Genomic DNA, 19,345 nt, shown 5'->3' with positions numbered 1-19,345 from the left:
ATGGATCTTATAGAAAGCCGTAAAGGAAATGAGCGTATGATATTCAACGCTTTTGTGGATCGAACCCTTAGGGACCATTCAAAAAAGATGTATGACTATCAACAAAAGAATATGGCTCCTTTTACTGATAGAGGCTATGAAAAGAGAACTTTTGATATTAATGATAATACTTTAATTTATCGTCATAAAGGACTTCTGAGACTAATGGAAATGAAAAGGATAGCTTATCCGAATTCTATCATTAAATACCGGCAGAAAAGAATTTATCCAACTTATAACAAAGTTTTTACTGCGCATTATAATGCAATTATGAAGAATTTGGCATATAGCTTTACCGAAGATATTATTTCGGAGTTAAAGGGCGAAATTGAAAGCAAAAATTAATGTCCGTTTTATCGGCCTTTTGTGTATATTTGGCATATGGATTTAGAATATTACCAAAAATACTTTGCCATTGTCAATACTTCGGCATTTTGTGAAAAATATGGACTAACCTATAATCATGTTCGTAAAGTTTTAAAAGGAGAACGCCCCTTAACAGAAAAACTGGATAAGCAATTATCCGATGCAATAGCTAAATTTAAGGAAGATTTTTAATATTTCTAATTTAGAAGAAATATATATTACTCAAGACTGAAAAAAATAGTTCACTATAAATAGAAAATGTTTACATTTGATTCAAGTAATAGTGATATATAATGTTTGCTAAAATAGCTATTGTATTATTTTTTAATGAATAATTAAATTGTTACCAATAATTGTAACAACTCAACATTTAAATAAATTAATTTATATCTTAAAAAATTTTTATGAAAACAAAACTTATTTTAGCGGCTGTAGTGCTTATGGCTATTACTTATTCTTGTACCGAGAGAGATGAAGAACAAAAAATTTCTTCGGAAGAAACAAAAATTAGTAACAAAAAAATTGATAACAAAGAGATATGGGATAACACTTCTTCTTCCTATAATAAGGGAGAAGTTTCCGACTCTATTAAAACAGGACCTTTATTAAATGGCACGCAAATTATTCCAAAGAGTGAAGACGACGGTGAAACGGTTAACCCAGGTCAGTTGGGAACACCTCCTACTCGGCCGTAAAGATTACATCCATAAAAGAGTGTTTATGACTCAGATAGGCACTCTTTTAATGGTTTTTTCCGGCATATTGCCCATTATGAATAATATTCTTTCTCTGCGATATGATTTGGAAGGTACAGCTTATGCCGGTTTCCCGAATATGAACGTGGCTGTGTTTCAGTATTCACTTTTAGTTGTGCCTTTTACACTAATTCCTGCTGTATATTTAAGAGCCTATTGGGTTTCTTATATTGTACCAATTTTCGTCTATATCAATATTATTGGATTATATGTGGCTTTTCATTATGGTGTTTTAAAAAATCCAGACTGGATTTTCTATATATCAGTTACTGGAATTTCATTAATAATTTTAATTTTTTATGGATTTGTACGAGAGTACTATTTTAATTTGATTGAAGAAGAAAATGGAAAAAATGAAATAATAGAACTATACGAAAAAGAATTTATAGACCATGGCAGCAAATAATAGCATTAAACTTCTGAGAGAAGAGCTTAAAAAAGCTTATGAAAAGAAAAGTATTTCAAAAGAAATATATCTACAGATTTTACTTTCTCTTAATAAAGAGTCAAAAAATAGGCGTAAGGCCTTCGAGCAGATTGCTTTCATAATGCCGGATAGGAGGAATCCTGTAAGCGATTTGGAGCAAAAGATGGTTGAGCTTAATGTTTTATTGGTTGAAAAATTCGGTAATGTAGATGCTGTTACGAAAATTGTCAATGATGTGTTTACTTTAATTCCGGAGGATAGTGCAGAAAAACAAGTGTTTTTTAATGTGGTTAACCATTTTAAATATCTGACAGAGTTGATAACGAGTAATCCGAGTTTTCTAGATATTATTCAAGAAAGAGATTCATATAAGCTGGAATAGAAAGCAGCCAAGAAGTGAAAAAAATTAAAAGCTCTTAGTAAATTGAGAGCTTTTTTTATTTATATATTTGAAAAATTTTATATTATGAAATCTTTATTTTTTGTTTTATTTTCACTCTTTTTCTGCTTGATAAATTCTCAAGAAAATAATGTGGTTAATTATTCAGAAGTTGTAAAATTAGATTCGACCAGAAAAGCAGCAGATCTGTATGCTCAGACTAAGATGTTTTTTGTGGATGCTTTTAAAAATTCTAAAGCTGTAATACAATTAGAAGATCCCACTAATAAAATAGTTATTGGAGAAGCTAGTTTTCCTTACAGAAGTAGATATCTGATTGGTAGTGGAACTACTATCGGGAAAATTTCTTATAAAATAAGTATTTCATGTAAAGATGGGAGATATAAGTATGATATCGGAAACTTTAATCATGAAGGGAAAAGTATGTCTTTTGGGTATATAACGACTGCTGAAGACCCCCAGAACAAATTTGGTCCGACTGGAACCAGAATAAAGGTATATAAAGAGATGAAAGAAAAGATAGCCGTAGAAGTGGAGCCTTTAATTATGTTCTTAAAACAATTTATGAATGAAAGTAAAGCCTCTTCTTCAGAAGATTGGTAAAATTTTATTATATGTCTTTGTTGGATATATTAAATAAAAATCGCATATTTGCTGTGCGACATTCAATAATGACAGGGAAAGTCTTTAAAACTCCAATCAACAATTACGAATATAAATTACGCCTTGGCTGTAGTGGTTAATTTCCCTGGAAATTATTGAGTGTCGCAACTTTCCACGAAGCCAAGGCTTTTTTGTGGATTATAGGGAAACTTTTCTTTAAAAATTATAAAAATGCGACATTCTAAACTAACGGCTCCTGAAGCCACAGTACTACAAAACAATGAAGAATTAGTAGTTGTTTTTCAAAATTTCAATGGTGTTTTCTTGGCCAAAATCACCAATTCCAAAGATCGAGAAACTTATGCCTACGGAGGAACGAAAGATTCTGCGAAGGAAAATGCAATTAGTAATTATAATACTAAGTACAATAATTCATGTTATTCTTTATATCCTGAAAATTAATAACAATGAAGACCCAAAATTACCGTAATATAAAGGAAGTGCTTTCGTATGAAGGTATACTTGTGGATGCAGGATCCCTCTGGGAAAGGAAGGGAGATCTTATGATTTTAGTAGATGAAGATCAATATGTGACTACTTTTTATGATAAGGATCTTTTTGAGGATTGATATATTTGAGCAATAATTATAACTATCTGAGAGCCGTCATGTATTGACGGCTTTTTTTGTGCGTCACAACTATTATTATGTGATCGCATTAGGTTTGTTCAAAATAATAGGAATGGATAAGTGGCACAAGAAATTTATTATCATGCAGATAGTAGTGTTGATTCTAATGATTATCATTCGATTTTGGATTCCCGGCGAAGCGAAAATACTATTGCTAATTGGCATGGCTGTATTTTTCGTTTTAGAATTTGGAGTTCTGGAAAGGCAGCGACGGGAAAATCAAAAAGCTATAATGTATTCCAAATCTTGTCTCTTCGCTTTGATAGATCTTTTCTCGGTTGTTCTTTTTTTGTGTGAGCTGGTACAAGTCATAAAAGATTATTTTTTTGGATTTAACTATTTAGAAACTCATTATCCATTTCTACTGATTTACATTACAATAAGAAAGTATTACATAATGAAAAATTATTCATATGAGAAATGAAATTATAAAACTCATTAAAAATGAGGAGAGTAAAAGAGATAAAGTTCGTTACAATGAACTTTTAAGGATGTACGCAGATGAAACCAGTGTTAGGCAGGTTTATCACTATCAGCTGGGTTATACACCTCAGAAACTGGAGAATCTAATCTATGATATTAAAAAACATTTTTATATATCGGATAAAGATGTCGCTGTGTTTAAGGAAGATGACGAGGATTCGCCAATGGATGAAAAAAAATCCGGTGTACAAGGGATTGTTTTTGGAAATGGGAATGAAATAAAAAAAACACTTGATAAGTTTAAAGAACTTTCTGCATCACAAAAGAAAGCTGAAGAAACTCTTGCTGCTTTAAAGCTGGACGAAAATCCAGATGTAATGGAAGGGTTGAAGCTTAGAGAAGAATATCCTTTTTTGAACGATGAGAATACATCAACGGAGATAAAGGCATTGGTGACCGACAAGATCACAGCTTATAAAAAATATGCAGCAGTACATGCAGATATTTTGGAGGCAGAAAATGACAATGATGCAGAAGAAAAATTGTATGAGCTGGCAAAATCTGCTTTAGCACATTTTGAAGTGAATCAAATCATTAAAAAAGAACTAGATTTCTATAGAGATAGTGAGGGTAGGATTTTAGGGAAACATCCGAGTTTAGAGTATTTACGTCTCAAACAGGACGTTTATGATATGCAGGAAGTAGATCTTGTAAAAGCTAGAGTGAATTCGCAAAAGAATATCCATAGGTATGATAAAGAGAAAAAACCTGAGCATGTTGCAAGATGGAAATATAAATTAGAGTTAATCGAAAAAAGGCTGAAAGAGGAATTTAATCATCCTCTTAACTAAAAAATAACATATGCTTTTCAGCAAGGACGATATCGGGGTGAATTCTAATAACCAGGAGGCGGAAACTAATGATTCCGCCTTTACCTCTAAATTTCTGAACATTCATACAGAAAGAATCGAAAATCTCAGAGGTGATTTACAACGTTTTCCGGAAGATGGTGAAGGTTTTTTTCTTCAGACGATGCAGTCTTTCAATGCGATTACTTTCGTTCTTAAAATTGCACATCATTATTTTATCGAAGAATTGTATGCCACTACCTATTCAGTTTCAATGAAGGTAGTTGTTGCGCTTCAGGAATTACAATCAAAAGGAAAGATTGGTAAAATCACTTTGCTTATTTCTGACTCCATGATGAGCAGAAATCCTAAAGTATGTGATGCAATAAATTCCTGGGCAGAGACTGATGGAAGTATTACTGTAATCTATTCCTGGAATCATAGCAAATTCACGTTATGTAAAACAAAGGAGGATTTTTTTTGCATAGAAGGTTCCGGTAACTGGGGAGATAATGCATGTTATGAGCAATACTGCTTTATCAATTCTCAACAGGTCTATGACCTAAGGAAAAGGTTGTTTTCAGATTGTAAAGTTGTTTATAGAGTGAACTAATGTTAGAAAATAAAAATAAAACAATTCCCGTGTGGTGCCCACTTTCTGATGAGGCATTGGAAATGATTGAAGAGCTTTCGTCCGCAGGAAATTCTGCGGATCGAATTGCGGATGTATTGAAAGTCAATAAGCGCTTGTTTCTCCATGATTTTAAAACAGCCGGTACGCCCATCTTTGACTCTTACCAAAAAGGGTTGATATTGAACCAGACTTCTGTGAATAGAATTACATTGGAAAATGCTAAAAAAGGAAATCTTACAGCAATTCAGCAGATTAATAAGATATGGGAAGCTCAGAACTTGGAGAATATAAAAAATGAAATCTTTAATACAGAATAATGAATTTGGATGATATTGAATTAGATGATTTACTTGAGTGGCTGGAATTTGGAGATCCCAAGAATGTCCCTCCCAAAATTGCTGCTTATATGCTGATGCTGGAAAAGGTTTGGGGAATGTATAAAAGAATGTTTGAGTTTCCCAATATAGAATCAATAATTTCCCATCTCATAATCGTAGATAATTTACAGCGTTTCCAGGCAAAGAAATATGTAACTGATGCACTTACCTATTTTGCTTCTGAAAATCAGCTTTCTAAAAAAACATGGAAAGAACTGATTTCTGATAAAATGGTCAAATCTTTTGCTATGGCAATAAGAATTGCAAAAAACTCCAAAGATGTTTACTACTCAGTTTTGATTTTGCGGGAAGCTGCCAATGTTCTCGATTTAGACAAAGATGAAGCTGGAGAGATGGAAGAAGATTTAATGAAACAGATTCAGATCCTTACTACGGATATTAAAATGTTTGGTGAGGAGCCTATTGACCGCCGAGAATTAGGTGCATTCATAGACGGGCTTCCGGATGTGCCGGAAAAAATAAAAGCAGCAGCAAAAGATGAAGTAGATAAATTCCCTCTTAAATTCTTGAATTACGAAAACAATCCGAGAAATGGCATCTAACAGAATCTTTGAGCAGCCGAACGGTACGTATAAAGGAAATGCAGAATATCAATACGTAAACAGTGCCGGAATGGGGATTGAAGTTTTTGATCCTACGAATCTTTATATGATTGGAGGTAGGGGGACAGGAAAAACCACACAGATTCAGGCCCGAAGATCCATCCGGATTATTAAAGCTATGCCGACGGCATATTTTGCCCTTGTCGGAGATTACTATACAAACTTATTATCCAATACAATTCCTTCCATGATTAAAGGTTGGAATGATTTGGGATTAAAAGAAGGGGTTCATTATGTTACGAATGATCGGCCTCCGGCAAGTTTTAAGCAGCCTTATAAAAAACCATTGAGTTATAAACATACAATGTCCTTTTACAATGGTTGTTTCTTTAAGCTGGCATCTATGGATGTCGTTTCTTCCATGGCCGGGGATTCTTATCAGCATATTTTCGGAGACGAAGTTAAGTATCTTGATAAAAATAAACTTGACAAGCTTTTGCCAGCCGCAAGGGGTGAAAAAATGCGATTTGGTCATTCCCATTATTATCTGGGGAAAACATTCACAACAGATATGCCGAATATTCTGAATTCAAACGAATATGACTGGATTTTAGAACAGGAAAAGAATGTGGATCCGGAGCAGCTGAAGAATATTCTGTATGCTTCTTTAGTGGTGAATGAGATCAAGACAGCTTTGGCAAGGGCTTACGTAAAGCGTGATCAGCTGGAATATGACAGGCAAAAAAGATCTTTTCACCGTTGGAATCAGAGATTAGCTAAAGTAAGAATGAATTCAACTTTATTCGTAATGATTTCCACATTTGCGAATGCTGATATTCTGCAGTTAGATTATTTCAAAGAACAATTGAAAGTTTTAGGTCCGGAGCAGTTCCGTCCGTCAATTCTTACAATGAAGCATGAGATAAAACAAGGAGAGAAATTTTATCCATACTTGTCTGCAAAGAATTTTTATGACGATGGCCTTTTGCTTGAATTTTTTGATCCATTTGGATTTGGAGATAAGGTGGCTTTAACATCTTTGGGATTAAGACATATTAATCATCGTCAAAAATTGGAAGCCGGGATGGACTTTGGAAATATGATGTCGATGGTTTTAGGGCAGGAGCAGGGTTTTATTCAGCGGATTTTAAAAAATCTTTATACACTTGAACAAAGTGAAAAAGCAATTGCTGGTCTTTTCTGTGAGTTTTTTAAGGATCATAAGATGAAAGTATTGGATCTTTATTACGATAGATCCGGAAATCAATGGCAAAAAATTGGAAGGGATATGGCGCTTGCAGTTCAGAATGCTATTTTGGATGAGAGTAAAGGTGCATGGAAAGTTAATTTAATGAGCCGGGGCCAAGGTACAATTTATCAGGAGGAAGAATTCAATTTAATGAAAGGAGTTTTGAGTGAAGCGAACTCAAAATATCCCAGACTTTTGATTGATATGTTTCAATGTAAAGAACTGAAGTCTTCAATGGAAATTTCAAAACAAATTATTAAACCCGATCAAAAAACAGGTGTCAAGCGAATTAAAAAAGATAAAACATCAGAGAGTATGCCAAGTGCCAGGCTGCCGATGTGGTCTACAAATATGAGTGATGCCTTGAAGTATTATATGTGCCGCCCTAAGTACATGGATATTATGAAAAAAACATATACTTCTGGAGGATCTTATGCTCCGGTTACTCATTAGAATTCACTATATTTGGATTGCCTAATCTTTTGGAAACATGAGTTATAAAAACGAATTATTAAGAAACTTTGTAATAAACATCAACAGTACTACTGAAAGGATCTTAAGTTTTGAGGGAAAATTGGCTGAAAAAACAATTTACTCAGAACGTGATATTTATTCATTTAAAGAGTGTTACAAAGATCTTTCAGATGAAAAGATAGAATTTGTATTAAGGAAATTAAGTGGCCTTGGAGTAAATAATATATTTCAAACAATAAATATTAAAGCTTTACTGGAGGATGATTTAATTTCTGCCTTTCCTGGTAAATTCCAACCAATCTCTAATGATGAAATTAGGGAAATGAGCAGGAAATTAGCAAAACTGTCAAACCCCTTAAGGGTTTTCCATAAATCGGCGAGACGTGAAACGGCGCAGCCGAAAAATTTTTTAAAAAGCAAAAAGCACCTTTAAAGTAGGTGCTTTTTTATTGTTTTTAAAACCTCTTTGGATATAGTGCTTTTTAGCTGTAATAAAAGATATTTAATCTCTTCTTGTTTTTTTATCTGGGTTTCTATTTTCCGGATCTGTAGATATTTTTCATTTACTTTGTTGTCCTCGTTGATAGCGTTGTTTAATATTGGTTTGATAATATTTTTATAATCATGCAATCTGATAAACGGAATGACAGATCCGCCAATGAAAGGTTCTAAAATTCGGCTTTCGAAAATAATATATAATATTTCAAAATCTACAGACCTAAAGGTCTTCACCTCCCAACAGTTTGTTATGGGGCTTAATAACGGTCTTCCTGCGTTGTTTCCTTTGGATTGTATATAAAATATTGTTTGATTGTTTTCGGGCGCAGAAATGACGCCATTATGAACTTTAATTTCCATTGTAATGCCTTTAATATTCGTATTCGGCATAATCTGAAAATTCACATGTATCTTTTATAAAGAGGTTTGCAATGCTGTCAGCCCTGAAAATAGCATTTTTTGTTTGTTCCTTATAAAAACTGTAGTCTTCCCAGTTAAAAATGTGGCTGTACCCTCTACTAAATAAAATCTGTTGTACTTTGGCTGATAATTTAATATCTTTGTGGTCGATGATAGTCATGTCATTAATTATTAAAAACTAGCGGAGCGGTCGAGAACTCCGCTAGTTTTGTTTATATTATACTATAAATTCAAGAACTTCCTTTTCTGATTTTTCTACAAGTTCGTAAAGTTCAGCCTGGCATAAATTGAGAATTTTCCCAATAATCACAGAATTTGAAATTTCAAAAGAAATAGAATCGGCATTTTTAATTTTCACCGTCTCTTTTATACCGTCTCTTCCTATTGCGTAGGCGCTTAGTTCGTCAGATTTTTCTTTTAAAAAACTGTACTTTTTGCATACCTGCTGAAAGTGCTCATTATTTTTTATTCTCTTTTCCGCGGTAGTGTCAAAAATGATAGGTTTAACGTCATTTTTCTTTGTTTCATTTTTAGCGTTCGCTGTGGTGTCTGTGGCAAGAGTTACTTTGTTCGCTCCGTTCGCCTTTGTTGTTAAGTCATTCATTATTAATCGTTTACTGTAGTAAATTTACGAAAAAAAGACCGAAAAAACGAACTTTTTATAAGTTATTTTGTTGACTTTCAGTTATTTAGAATTGTTAAAAACTAGCTAAGTTTGACATTGCGAAGTGGTAAAAAATGAATATTTTCAAAAATCCAAAATTGTTAATATATTGAAAATCAATAGATAAACTCTATTTTGTTTTTTTTGAAAAAATTGAATTCCATTCTCACCCCGACCCGCTCTATGACGTATGAGGTGATCGCGGTGAATCGAGCACCTCAGATATATGATAGATGCCCATGGATAGGGGGTTTTAGCGATTTTGGGCTATTTTTAAGCCCTAACGGGCTTGGTGATTGACAAAATCTATAGGTTTGCGCGTCACAACGGATGCTGTATGAGTTAGGCAACTTTGCCAAAACAAGTAATCAAATGGCATCAGGTAAACAGATTAGGGATGAGATAATGCGCATGACTATTGCCGTGAATTCTGACCCTGCTCAAAAGGAAATATACAAGCTCAATCAAGATATACTTAAGTACTCCAATACTAATAAAGAGCTTACCAAGACTCTGGGTGCATTAGAGAGACAGCGAAAATCTGAAGAAAAGGCCATCAATAGCTATGCTGATAAAATCGACAATCTTAAGTCAAAGAAGCAACAGGAGTCTGTTGCTGTGATAGAGTCTATCAAAATGCTTAAAAGGCAGCAGGAACAGTATGATGCTGGCTCTCGGGAGTATCAGAAGATACAGTCTAAGATAGAAGATACAAGGGTAAAGGGAATAGCAACAAGTAAGAGGCTGGAGACGGCCATTTATGATCTTACGATGAAGCAAAGAAAGCTTATTGAATCTTATGATCAGTTACAGCCTGAGATTGATAAAGTAAATGATGAGTTAAAAGAGAACAGTGATATTATCGCTAAGAATAAAGATCAGGTAGATGAGCTTACTAAAAGCTTGGATATCAATAGGCTTAATGTTGCTCAATTGAAGAAGGAAGCTTCGCAGCTAAAGGCACAACTCCAGCATGTGATACCAAAGACCCCAGAAGCAAAAGAACTGGAGGAGAGGCTAGCCGCAGTCCGGGATAGATTGGCAGAAGTGAATGACGGGGCAGATGAAGGGTCTGGATCGTTTGGTGAGTTGGCAGATGCATTTAATCAATATGCCGGAATTGTTGCTGCTACTTTAGGAACTATAGCGGGGATTACCTTATCTATTCAGGAGATTATAGATAAGAATAATGAAATGGCTGATGCTATGTCTGCAGTTGAGAAGACAACGGGAATGGCAAGGTATGAGGTTGAAGAGCTGGCTAGATCATTTACTGACTTTGATACAAGGACAAAGAAAATAGATCTTTTAAAGATTGCTGAAGTCGGAGGTAGGTTAGGAGTTGCTAAAGGAGAAATAAAAGATTTTACCAAAGAAGTAGATAAAGCTTATGTTGCATTAGGAGACTCTTGGAAGGGTGGTATAGATAATCTGGCTGATTCTTTAGGCAGAATTTCATCACTTTACAAAGAAACTAAGGATCTACCTATTGCAACCTCCATTAATCAAGTAGGGTCAGCTTTAAATGAGCTGGCTGCTCAGGGGGCCTCAAGTGAGCAGAATATAGCGGATTTTGTTACAAGATTAGGGGCACTTCCTCCAGCAATGAAACCTCCATTAAATACTCTACTTGGCTTCGGATCTGCTTTGGAAGAATCTGGAATTAATGCAGAGATAGGGGCCTCCGGATTTGGGAAATTTATCAGGGTAGCATCCACAAATGCAACTGGTTTTGCTCAGATTATGAAACTACCGGTGGCACAGGTTAAAGAAATGATTAATACTAATCCTGCTGAATTTTTCCTGAAATTTTCTGAAGGGCTTAAAGGGCTCGATACAGTTCAGGTTGGAACAGTGTTAGACTCACTTAAGCTAGGTGACAATGAGGTCCAAAGAGTTATTGGGGCGGCAACGGAGAACACAGATAAATTCCGTGAAAGTGTAAAAGTTGCGAGTGAAGCAGTAAAGGAAGGAACTTCATTGCAGGACGAATTTAATAAAGTAAATAATAATGCTGCTGCCATTTACGAAAAGGTTCAGCGAAAAATAGCGGAAAGTTTTACCAGTAAAATTTTTGCTCAATTTTTGGAAAGTGCTGTGACAGCATTTGGTAGATTTATTGGTGTTGTGGAAGATGCGAGTGGAGTAGCTACAGGATTCAGAAATACTTTGATATTTTTAACAAAAATTATTGCGGTTCTTATTGCTTCGACTGTAACGTATAACTATTTAACAGGTGTCTATAATGCTCTATTGGTGACGACAACTGAAAGAGTTTTAGCCTTATCAATTGTCGAAAAGGCCCGAAATCTTGTTACTGCTATTGGTAGAACATTAAATACTCTTTATACAATGGGACTTGCGCTCATGGGTGCGGGTTATGCTTTAGTTGCCCGTAATACTGCCCAGGCATCTTTCGCAATGCAAGGCTTTAATGCTGCTGCTAGGGCTAATCCATTAGGAATTATTCTAACAATTATCACCTTAGTTGCAACCGCATATTTAACTTTCTCTGATGGAGCAAAAGAAGCATCTAAGGCCCAAAAGTCTCTTAATGATGTTATGAAAGAAGGTGTTGCCGGTGCTGCACAAGAGATAACCCAATTAGATATTGCTTATAAAAAAGCGATGAAAGCAAAAGAGGGGACTGATGAGAGGAAAAAGGCAATTGAAGCTTTACAAAAACAATTTCCTGCTTATTTTGGAAATTTAGATGCTGAGTCCGCTAAAAATGAAGATTTAAGAAAATCATATTTAAACTTGCGGGATGCTATTATTGCCTCGGCAAGAGCTAAAGCTGCTCAGGCAGAATTAGAGAAGAGGGAATCCGAAAGATTGAAAAGAGATGAAGAATGGAGACAAAGAATGATAGAAGAGCAAAAAAAGAAGTTTGAAATTGATTCCAGGGGTGATGGTCAAACTGAAATTGGGGAAACATCAGGAGAAAATATCAGATATGTTGACAATTCTAAATTGCTGGCTGCCAGTAATAAGATAATTAAAGATTTGATGGGCGAAAGATTAGCCTATAAGATAAAAGATATTAAGGATGATGATCAGTATTTAAAAGCAATTGAAGAGAATACTATTAAGGCTGGTAAGCTTAACGAATCCCGTGAGGAAAATGCCAAATCAAATTATTTCGTTCCTGATCCCGAAGGAGATAAAGCCGCGAAGGAAGCCGAGAAACAAAGGAAGAAAGCAGAACGTGAACGTCTAGCTGCTGAGAAAAAAGCAGAACGTGATGCTAACCAGCATGACAAAGAGGTTATTAAAATGCGAAAGTCCGGGGAAGAGGCTGAACAATTAGCTCGTGAACTTGAGGTTAACAAAACTGATGCTGTTATTGAAGCAATGGTTGATGGGTATGATAAAGAAATTGCACAAATTGATCTTCAGGAAAAAAGAAAAAAAGTAGAGATTGATAAAAAGCGAGTTGGGCAGACTGAGATTGATATTCTTCAGAAAAAAATAGATAAAGCCAAAGGAGACGATAAATTGCTGTTTGATGCCTTAATGAAATCTTGGATTGATAACAATAAAGCACTGGATGATTATAAGTCGTCTTTAGATGCGATTTCTAACAATAAAAGATTATCAGCTAAGTATAAAAGTGATCAGAAATCAATAAGCGATCAACAACGATCGCATGAGGCTGATGTAGCAAAAATTCAGCAGGATTATAATGAAGAGATATCACAGTATAATACACTATCGGAGCTTAAGCTTAGCTTAAAAGATCGTCTTGAATCAAAGGAGATCAATAAAATAAAAACCTGGGCTGAAGGAAGGGATGCTCTTCAAAAGATTTATAATAAGCAGGAAATTGATCTTCAGGTGGCTCACCTATCTGCAATGGTTACCCTTTACCAAGGTTTTGATCTGACTCTTCTTACTGAAGATCAGCGCAAGGAGGTTATGAAGTTTATAACCGAAGCAGGAAATAAAATTGCAGAATTTAAAGCTAAAGCTTCTGGCCAGGATCAGGATAAAGAAGAAAAATCCAAAGGTGATCTTGGAAAAGATAGTAACGTTGACATTCTTGGCTTGAATCAGGACCAATGGATCCAAATGTTCAACAATTTAGACAGGGGGACCGATATGCTCGGGACATTACAAGGGGCTGTTACGGCTCTACAGGCAGCCTTCTCCACTTACTATAAATTTGTCGAAGCTAATGAGAAAAGACAACTGCAGACCTATGAGAGAAATGCAGATAGCAAAAAGAAGAAACTAAAGCAACAGCTGGATGCTGGAATTATTAGTCAGGAAACATTTAAGAAGTTAACCATTGAGGCGGATACAGAGTTAGATAAGAAGAAAGCGGAAATATCAGTAAGATCAGCGAAAAGAGAAAGGAATATGCAGGTTGCCAATATTATTGGTAATACTGCCTTGGGGATAATGAAAGTTTGGAGTGATCCAGGTTACCCAATGGCTATTCCCTTGTCTATTGTTGTTGGAGCTTTGGGTGCTTTTCAGTTGGCAACCGTATTGGGAACTCCGCTTCCTACCGCAGAAGGATATGAAGATGGTTACAATATGATGGATCAGGAGTATCCAATGATAAGACAGCAAGATGGACGACGCTTTAATGTTCGACGTAAAAAGCTGTCGTCTGGCCTTGTTGATAGGCCGACTCATTTTATTGCAGGCGAAAATAAAGTAGAAATGGTTATTGATAATCCCACATGGACGACATATTCCCCTGCGCTTAAGGATGCAATTTACACAGCCAATGCCAGGGCAAAAGGTTTTGAATCAGGATTTAATACCGTTTCTCCATTAAAACCAACGTCTGTTTCATCAGATGAAGCTAATATTCTTATTGCTCAAGCGCTGCATAGATATTCAAATGTAATGGAGGATATTAAAACAAATGGAATTCCTTCTTATATAGTAAAAAGTGCGAGAAATGGGAAAGATATTGATGAAATGATTCAGGAGTATCAAAAATTACAATCTAAAAACAAACATTAATATGCCTATAAATATGATCGATCCGGAGGGAGGGACAGGCCCTTATTTTCAACTGATGTTAAGCAACTATGGACAAAATTTAAGTTGGGATGCTTCACAAGAGCAGCCTAATGCCTCTGCATTTACTCTAACACTTGCTTATAATTCTTTGGTGACAAATCGACGAATCACTTACTCAGTTGATGTGATAGAACCTGTTGCACCTTGGCTAACTATTTCCGGGGCTTCTGTAGTTGGCAGTGAAATAGCTACAAGTGGTACCGGTGTTAAGAACATCTCTGTAAATATTGGAAATGTCTCAGCAATGCCAAACGGGATATATAATACTCAGGTTTCGTTTTTTGCATATGGGAAATATCAAGGGCTGGAAAATTTGTACGATTTTGTTAGCTACATTGTGACTTTGACTATTAATAATAGTGGTGCTTCAATCAAAGTTGAACTAAACCAGTATAATGTATTTTTTAATAGACAGACGGGAACACTCTCAGGGGAAACTTCGGTTAAAGTTTTGAATAATACCACTCCGGTAGAGTTAAAATTTGAAGCGCAATATTTTCAATCAAAAAGTGGTGTAACTAACAAATTTGACTTAGTAGGATTAAATATGGCGAATGATCCAAATCTACCATCTCATGGAAGTGTTATTGTAAATGGAGGATTATTCAAGTCAGGAAATACTCGTGTAACGGATGTGAATATTAATTTAATTATTGGTCAAAATGCAGATATTTTTTTAGATAAAAGTGCAATTAATTTATCAATAATAAAATCTAATACCCAGCCCGCTACTACAAATTTCTATTTAACAAACCCTGAAAACAAAAGTTTTACAATTTCATCTCCAAGTTGGTTAAATACATCTATTGTTAGTGGGAGTGCTTCAACATATGTGACCGTTTCAACTATTCCTCCTTCTATGCTTTCGAGTGGTATATATACTGGAAAAATTAAGGTAGACTATGATAATAAACAAATAGTAATTGAAGTGGTACTATCTGTGGTATCATTCATTAATTTTCCTATTTCGGGAAATAATTTTTGTATGGATATACCTAAAATAACTTTCAATAAGATGAATTTATCATCAAGATTTGTAAAGATAACTATCAAGGCAGTTTTTAATCAATTAGGGGTGGAAATGGTAAAAGAAAATCAGTATATCATTCCTTACGTAAATGATAAGGCCGATTTTGCCATAGGTGAAAAAGTACAAAAGCAATTTCCCAGATTTAAAGGGGATTTTTTTAGTGTGAATAATGAAATTGAGTTGATGAAAAATGCAGTAGTAAGCTTTAAGGCTGAAGAATTAGACTCTAGTTATAACATTTTGCTCACAGAACTTCATCCGGAGATAAAACTTTTACCAGGATCAAAACCGGAAGGATATCCTCTTCTTACTAATTTCATGTTTAGGAAAAGAAATCCTAACGCTGTTTTTTTTAATTCTAAAGTTTTTGATGGTAATATTATAGTCGAAAAAATAGAAGATACAAATGATATAGACTCAATCCAGTATGGTGATAAAAAAGTTGTGTATTATGAATATCCAAAATATAATAAGATTCTGCATCTCCATTTTGAAAACGATAACCTTAGCCCTGAATGGTTTTCGTTCACAGGGGAATTTAAAATTTCCTCAGATTACAGTCATATTTATGCTAAGAGTGTTTTTAACATCCAGAATGAGAAGTATGATTTTAGTAAAGTAAAGATGTTGACTGTTAATTCGGGATTCTTTATGAAAGAAGAGTTGGGCTTAATTGAAAAAATAATTGAAAGTAGGCTTTGTTATATCAAAATAAATGATAAGGTCTATAGATGTTTCAGCACTTTACAGAAGCATATATTACGTGATTCATTGGAAGAACTGGCAAATAAAGAACTGGAATTTTTAATAGTAGAATAATGGAAGTAAAGTTTTTTACAAATAGTAATAGAATTCTCGATCTCAGCAAACAAAAGGTTTCTGTCCAAGAAAGCAATTCCAAAGTAAATGATAAGATGTTTTCTAAATTCATGTTTCCATTTGAGATTTATATGGATGAAGAATTTATCAATTCGTTTGGTGATTTTGATAGTTATGAAACGTTTGGTTTAGATAGTAAAATTGAGGGGTTTTTGCTGTTTGAGAACTATTTACATGAAGGAAGGCTGATTATTGAGTCAATCGAAGGTAAATACTTAACAGGTCAAATTGATTTTGGCTTTGAGGAATTACCCAATTGGAGTAAAAAATTATCTGAGCTGTCTCTCGAGCAGTTTGATGTTTCGGACATCCATATTTATGCAAAGGAAATCTGTGGTAAGAAATATCCCCAAACAAATTTTAATTTTCCGAGAATATATACTTCAAAATATTCTCCTGATGATAAAATGTGGGATGCTTTTAATGGTTATTACAACGATCTTGATGTGGGAGGTTTTGAAATGGTGCGTAATGAAGTTGATTCAGCAGGCAACATTTTTAACAAAAATATCATTCATCCATGTGTTCATTTTTTGTATCTACTCAGAAAGTGTTTTCAAGATGCAAATTTAATTTTGAAAGGTGATGTCCTAATAGACAGTATGTTTGAGAACGCATGGGTTTTTTCGGGTACAGAATATTTTAATAAGGTTTCTCAATTTCAAAATAGTCGTAATTTGACTGTAAATGATTATGAAGGTTACGAAAATGTTACCCTGTACCTTCAAGGTGGCCCGGCGATTTTACCAAGATATACCTACAGAGAAACTATTTCTTTAGCTTTTAATGATCAGATTTTTATCAATGGAAAATTTCATGCAAAAGTGAGAGGGCAGACAATGTTGAAATTTGTAATACAGATTAATGGTAATAATATATGGCAACATGAAAAATTTTATTCTAGTTATGAAGATGTAACAGTTCCATTTTCATTAAATCTTAATGTCAACAATGTATCTTTAGCATTTGTTATTGTAGGATTTGTTATAGGATTTAATGAAGGATATAATGTTTTAGAATATCAGTTAAAATCAAAATCTATAGTTTCTAATACATCGTCGCAATCAGATGATGCTGAAGTTGAAAACCCTAATAAAATAGATTTGAAAAGAGCTGTTCCTGATATGACTGTGGGTGAGTTTGTTAATATTATAAGAAATTGGTTCAACTATGAATTTTTTATCAAGGAAAATGTAATCTCGATGAACAGGATAGGTGATAAAGAACCGAACAATATCAAGAATTTTGAAGTAAGCGAAATTAAATCTCCGAAAAGGAATTTGCTTCAGAAGCGGTCCTACGTTTTAAAGAATACTGATCTGGAAGATTTTAAACTTAATAGTATTTATTTTGATAAAGATGGAGTAACTATCAATAAGGAAGAAAATGACAATACTACAGTAATAGAGATCAACGGATATCCTCTCCCAGTCGAAAAAAGAAAGGAGCTTTCTCCTTTAACTGCTTCTGTAAAAAAAGACAGCAGTTCTGTATTAGCTTTGGTTTTTTACAACGGACTTGATAATTCTGGTCAAAACAACGCAATTGCGAAGCCGCAAGCCACTTTTCCAGATTTATTCTATTCTAATTGGGAAAAGTGGCTAAGGCAACGTGTGAATGGTAGTGAGTTTAATTGGAAATTCCAGATACCGGCAGATGATCTTGAGGTTAAGATTAGTGACTACATTAAATGTTACAATAACATTCATATCATTACTGGTTGGACTAAAGATTTGAATGAAGGAACATATGAAATAGATATCACTACTGAGACTGTTTACTAAAAAATGAAATTTTATCAACTTCGTCCATCGCATCTGTATCAATCAAGTGAGTATATCTCATCGTATTGCTGATTTTGGAGTGTCCTAAAAGTTTCTGCAGCTTAGCGACATTGCCATCATTTAGGAGTATTGTGGTTGCAAAAGTGTGCCTACCTACGTGTGTAGTTAAATTCTTTTCAATTTTACAGACTTTGGCCACAAATTTTAGATGACTGTTTATTTTCTGTTCACTAAGCCTGTTAATAAAAAGGTCTGGACAGTGATCAAGTATTTTTCTTAATTCTGGATGTATTTTCATTTGCTGAAAATTTTCAGTTTTAACATGTTTAAAACTGAAAATTTCATTCTCAAGATCTGAACGTTGTATTTTCTGCACATCGGAAATACGCATGCCTGTATAGCAGCAGAATAAAAAATATCCTAATGGTAAAACGTGAGAAGGTGAGATAAATTTGTTGAAAAAATATTCCACCAAACTTTCCATTTCTCCAGGTATTAGAAATACGGGTGTGGATGCAGGCTCCACTACAATGAATTTGTTTTTATTAAAAGGCAATTTTATTCCATGATCATCAGCCAGGTTAATGAATTTTTTTATTATTTTAAAATCTGTGAAACAAGTAGGGTGTTTATTTCCTTTTTTTTCTAAAAGATACTTCCTGTATTTCTCGAAAAAGTCTAATGAAAGCATTGAGAAGGGAATTTCTCTTCGGTATTCTTTTAATTTTTTGATTGCTGTTTTATGGGCTTTTAAAGTATTTGGTTTGTAATTCCCATTTTCACTATGGTAGGTACAAAATGAAATAAAATCTAAATTAGGAGTACTATTATTAATGTGTTCTACTAATAATTCAGGGGACAAGACTTTCTCCATGATTAAGAAATCTCTTTTTATTGTTATAATCTTGGCATCAATGGTATCAAGTATTATATTGAAATTTTCAAAATTATCTGATTTTTTTACTCTGCCTTTAATGTTATCCCAGAATTTATGTTCAATCCTGATATCAAGGTTCATAGTAGTTTTTGCTTTTCCGGATCTTATTATTAGAAAAACTAAAGATTTTCCGTCCTTATTTTTGTCGGAACGAATTGAGAACTTGTGTGTCATAGCCACGAAGATTTTTTTTGTGTCTCTTCTTGTGTCAAAGGCGTTCTGGAGTGAAGATTGTAAATGCATAGT

21 protein-coding genes are annotated in these 19,345 nt (G+C 34.2%); 17 read left to right on the top strand and 4 right to left on the bottom strand.

Annotated elements, in window-relative coordinates; genetic code table 11:
• The 14 genes from IW16_RS05955 to IW16_RS05895 all read left to right on the top strand — a co-directional run bounded on the left by IW16_RS05955 (position 1) and on the right by IW16_RS05895 (position 8,280).
• Entirely contained in the window at positions 1 to 384 is a 384-nt protein-coding gene (locus IW16_RS05955; RefSeq protein ID WP_034740963.1) for a hypothetical protein, read from the top strand.
• Positions 385 to 420: 36 nt separating this feature from the next.
• The gene (locus IW16_RS26560; protein ID WP_165571966.1) at positions 421 to 597 is read left to right on the top strand and encodes a hypothetical protein; all 177 of its coding nucleotides are present in this window, start codon (positions 421 to 423) and stop codon (positions 595 to 597) included.
• 212 nt (positions 598 to 809) lie between these two features.
• A complete protein-coding gene (locus tag IW16_RS05950; RefSeq protein ID WP_034740960.1) occupies positions 810 to 1,100 on the top strand; it encodes a hypothetical protein in 291 nt (96 codons plus the stop codon).
• Positions 1,101 to 1,125: 25 nt separating this feature from the next.
• Complete coding sequence (locus tag IW16_RS05945; protein WP_131327844.1) at positions 1,126 to 1,566, top strand: hypothetical protein; 441 nt, start codon at positions 1,126 to 1,128, stop codon at positions 1,564 to 1,566.
• Positions 1,553 to 1,969, top strand: a complete 417-nt coding sequence (locus tag IW16_RS05940; protein ID WP_034740956.1) for a hypothetical protein — start codon at positions 1,553 to 1,555, stop codon at positions 1,967 to 1,969. The genes IW16_RS05945 and IW16_RS05940 overlap by 14 nt, the downstream gene beginning before the upstream one ends.
• 84 nt (positions 1,970 to 2,053) lie before the next feature.
• Positions 2,054 to 2,590 carry a DUF4468 domain-containing protein gene (locus tag IW16_RS05935; protein WP_034740952.1) on the top strand — a complete coding sequence of 179 codons (537 nt, stop codon included), beginning with the start codon at positions 2,054 to 2,056 and terminating at the stop codon, positions 2,588 to 2,590.
• A 231-nt stretch (positions 2,591 to 2,821) separates the two neighbouring features.
• Complete coding sequence (locus IW16_RS05930; RefSeq protein ID WP_034740950.1) at positions 2,822 to 3,052, top strand: hypothetical protein; 231 nt, start codon at positions 2,822 to 2,824, stop codon at positions 3,050 to 3,052.
• A gap of 5 nt (positions 3,053 to 3,057) precedes the next feature.
• Positions 3,058 to 3,219 carry a hypothetical protein gene (locus IW16_RS26555; protein WP_165571965.1) on the top strand — a complete coding sequence of 54 codons (162 nt, stop codon included), beginning with the start codon at positions 3,058 to 3,060 and terminating at the stop codon, positions 3,217 to 3,219.
• A gap of 473 nt (positions 3,220 to 3,692) precedes the next feature.
• Entirely contained in the window at positions 3,693 to 4,553 is an 861-nt protein-coding gene (locus IW16_RS05920; RefSeq protein WP_034740944.1) for a hypothetical protein, read from the top strand.
• A 10-nt stretch (positions 4,554 to 4,563) separates the two neighbouring features.
• The gene (locus IW16_RS05915) at positions 4,564 to 5,163 is read left to right on the top strand and encodes a hypothetical protein (RefSeq protein ID WP_034740941.1); all 600 of its coding nucleotides are present in this window, start codon (positions 4,564 to 4,566) and stop codon (positions 5,161 to 5,163) included.
• Positions 5,163 to 5,501 carry a hypothetical protein gene (locus IW16_RS05910; protein WP_034740938.1) on the top strand — a complete coding sequence of 113 codons (339 nt, stop codon included), beginning with the start codon at positions 5,163 to 5,165 and terminating at the stop codon, positions 5,499 to 5,501. The genes IW16_RS05915 and IW16_RS05910 overlap by 1 nt, the downstream gene beginning before the upstream one ends.
• Positions 5,501 to 6,124: a hypothetical protein gene (locus IW16_RS05905; RefSeq protein ID WP_034740935.1), complete on the top strand. Its 624-nt coding sequence runs from the start codon at positions 5,501 to 5,503 to the stop codon at positions 6,122 to 6,124. Before IW16_RS05910 ends, IW16_RS05905 begins: the two co-directional genes overlap by 1 nt.
• A complete protein-coding gene (locus IW16_RS05900) occupies positions 6,114 to 7,826 on the top strand; it encodes a hypothetical protein (protein ID WP_051889968.1) in 1,713 nt (570 codons plus the stop codon). The genes IW16_RS05905 and IW16_RS05900 overlap by 11 nt, the downstream gene beginning before the upstream one ends.
• 37 nt (positions 7,827 to 7,863) lie before the next feature.
• Positions 7,864 to 8,280 (top strand): hypothetical protein, encoded by a 417-nt coding sequence (locus tag IW16_RS05895; protein ID WP_034740933.1) that lies wholly within the window; start codon positions 7,864 to 7,866, stop codon positions 8,278 to 8,280.
• On the opposite strand, the gene IW16_RS05890 is transcribed toward IW16_RS05895, so the two are convergent.
• From IW16_RS05890 to IW16_RS05880, 3 genes are read right to left on the bottom strand one after another with little or no spacing between them, the layout of a single operon-like run.
• Positions 8,277 to 8,735, bottom strand: a complete 459-nt coding sequence (locus IW16_RS05890; protein ID WP_228376913.1) for a DUF6943 family protein — start codon at positions 8,733 to 8,735, stop codon at positions 8,277 to 8,279. The genes IW16_RS05895 and IW16_RS05890 overlap by 4 nt on opposite strands.
• Positions 8,716 to 8,925 (bottom strand): hypothetical protein, encoded by a 210-nt coding sequence (locus IW16_RS05885; RefSeq protein ID WP_034740929.1) that lies wholly within the window; start codon positions 8,923 to 8,925, stop codon positions 8,716 to 8,718. The genes IW16_RS05890 and IW16_RS05885 overlap by 20 nt, the downstream gene beginning before the upstream one ends.
• Before the next feature lie 57 nt (positions 8,926 to 8,982).
• Complete coding sequence (locus tag IW16_RS05880) at positions 8,983 to 9,369, bottom strand: hypothetical protein (RefSeq protein WP_051889966.1); 387 nt, start codon at positions 9,367 to 9,369, stop codon at positions 8,983 to 8,985.
• Between the two features lie 432 nt (positions 9,370 to 9,801).
• Between IW16_RS05880 and IW16_RS05875 the strand changes: the two genes are divergently transcribed.
• The 3 genes from IW16_RS05875 to IW16_RS05865 are packed head-to-tail and all read left to right on the top strand — an operon-like array spanning position 9,802 to position 18,162.
• Complete coding sequence (locus IW16_RS05875) at positions 9,802 to 14,409, top strand: phage tail tape measure protein (protein ID WP_165571964.1); 4,608 nt, start codon at positions 9,802 to 9,804, stop codon at positions 14,407 to 14,409.
• A gap of 13 nt (positions 14,410 to 14,422) precedes the next feature.
• Positions 14,423 to 16,318 carry a hypothetical protein gene (locus IW16_RS05870; protein WP_131327843.1) on the top strand — a complete coding sequence of 632 codons (1,896 nt, stop codon included), beginning with the start codon at positions 14,423 to 14,425 and terminating at the stop codon, positions 16,316 to 16,318.
• Positions 16,318 to 18,162 (top strand): hypothetical protein, encoded by a 1,845-nt coding sequence (locus IW16_RS05865; RefSeq protein WP_034740924.1) that lies wholly within the window; start codon positions 16,318 to 16,320, stop codon positions 18,160 to 18,162. The genes IW16_RS05870 and IW16_RS05865 overlap by 1 nt, the downstream gene beginning before the upstream one ends.
• On the opposite strand, the gene IW16_RS05860 is transcribed toward IW16_RS05865, so the two are convergent.
• On the bottom strand, positions 18,143 to 19,342 hold the full coding sequence (locus tag IW16_RS05860) for a site-specific integrase (protein ID WP_034740922.1): 1,200 nt from the start codon (positions 19,340 to 19,342) through the stop codon (positions 18,143 to 18,145). The two genes, IW16_RS05865 and IW16_RS05860, sit on opposite strands and share 20 nt — an antisense overlap.
• Positions 19,343 to 19,345: the final 3 nt, after the last annotated feature.

The organism is Chryseobacterium vrystaatense (assembly GCF_000737765.1).
GTDB lineage: Bacteria > Bacteroidota > Bacteroidia > Flavobacteriales > Weeksellaceae > Chryseobacterium > Chryseobacterium vrystaatense.
The sequence above is the reverse complement of the archived record's forward strand: the minus strand, read 5'-3'. Positions and strand labels throughout refer to the sequence as shown.

Excerpts from the sequence above, each read along its gene's own strand:
- IW16_RS05930 (WP_034740950.1), top strand. The coding sequence starts at position 2,822 with ATGCGACATTCTAAACTAACGGCTCCTGAAGCCACAGTACTACAAAAC.
- IW16_RS05920 (WP_034740944.1), top strand. The coding sequence starts at position 3,693 with ATGAGAAATGAAATTATAAAACTCATTAAAAATGAGGAGAGTAAAAGA.
- IW16_RS05910 (WP_034740938.1), top strand. The coding sequence starts at position 5,163 with ATGTTAGAAAATAAAAATAAAACAATTCCCGTGTGGTGCCCACTTTCT.
- IW16_RS05880 (WP_051889966.1), bottom strand. The coding sequence starts at position 9,369 with ATGAATGACTTAACAACAAAGGCGAACGGAGCGAACAAAGTAACTCTT.
- IW16_RS05940 (WP_034740956.1), top strand. The coding sequence starts at position 1,553 with ATGGCAGCAAATAATAGCATTAAACTTCTGAGAGAAGAGCTTAAAAAA.
- IW16_RS05860 (WP_034740922.1), bottom strand. The coding sequence starts at position 19,342 with ATGCATTTACAATCTTCACTCCAGAACGCCTTTGACACAAGAAGAGAC.
- IW16_RS05885 (WP_034740929.1), bottom strand. The coding sequence starts at position 8,925 with ATGACTATCATCGACCACAAAGATATTAAATTATCAGCCAAAGTACAA.
- IW16_RS05935 (WP_034740952.1), top strand. The coding sequence starts at position 2,054 with ATGAAATCTTTATTTTTTGTTTTATTTTCACTCTTTTTCTGCTTGATA.
- IW16_RS05865 (WP_034740924.1), top strand. The coding sequence starts at position 16,318 with ATGGAAGTAAAGTTTTTTACAAATAGTAATAGAATTCTCGATCTCAGC.
- IW16_RS05890 (WP_228376913.1), bottom strand. The coding sequence starts at position 8,735 with ATGCCGAATACGAATATTAAAGGCATTACAATGGAAATTAAAGTTCAT.
- IW16_RS05870 (WP_131327843.1), top strand. The coding sequence starts at position 14,423 with ATGATCGATCCGGAGGGAGGGACAGGCCCTTATTTTCAACTGATGTTA.
- IW16_RS05905 (WP_034740935.1), top strand. The coding sequence starts at position 5,501 with ATGAATTTGGATGATATTGAATTAGATGATTTACTTGAGTGGCTGGAA.
- IW16_RS05950 (WP_034740960.1), top strand. The coding sequence starts at position 810 with ATGAAAACAAAACTTATTTTAGCGGCTGTAGTGCTTATGGCTATTACT.
- IW16_RS05945 (WP_131327844.1), top strand. The coding sequence starts at position 1,126 with ATGACTCAGATAGGCACTCTTTTAATGGTTTTTTCCGGCATATTGCCC.
- IW16_RS05875 (WP_165571964.1), top strand. The coding sequence starts at position 9,802 with ATGGCATCAGGTAAACAGATTAGGGATGAGATAATGCGCATGACTATT.
- IW16_RS05895 (WP_034740933.1), top strand. The coding sequence starts at position 7,864 with ATGAGTTATAAAAACGAATTATTAAGAAACTTTGTAATAAACATCAAC.
- IW16_RS05955 (WP_034740963.1), top strand. The coding sequence starts at position 1 with ATGGATCTTATAGAAAGCCGTAAAGGAAATGAGCGTATGATATTCAAC.
- IW16_RS05900 (WP_051889968.1), top strand. The coding sequence starts at position 6,114 with ATGGCATCTAACAGAATCTTTGAGCAGCCGAACGGTACGTATAAAGGA.
- IW16_RS26560 (WP_165571966.1), top strand. The coding sequence starts at position 421 with ATGGATTTAGAATATTACCAAAAATACTTTGCCATTGTCAATACTTCG.
- IW16_RS05915 (WP_034740941.1), top strand. The coding sequence starts at position 4,564 with ATGCTTTTCAGCAAGGACGATATCGGGGTGAATTCTAATAACCAGGAG.
- IW16_RS26555 (WP_165571965.1), top strand. The coding sequence starts at position 3,058 with ATGAAGACCCAAAATTACCGTAATATAAAGGAAGTGCTTTCGTATGAA.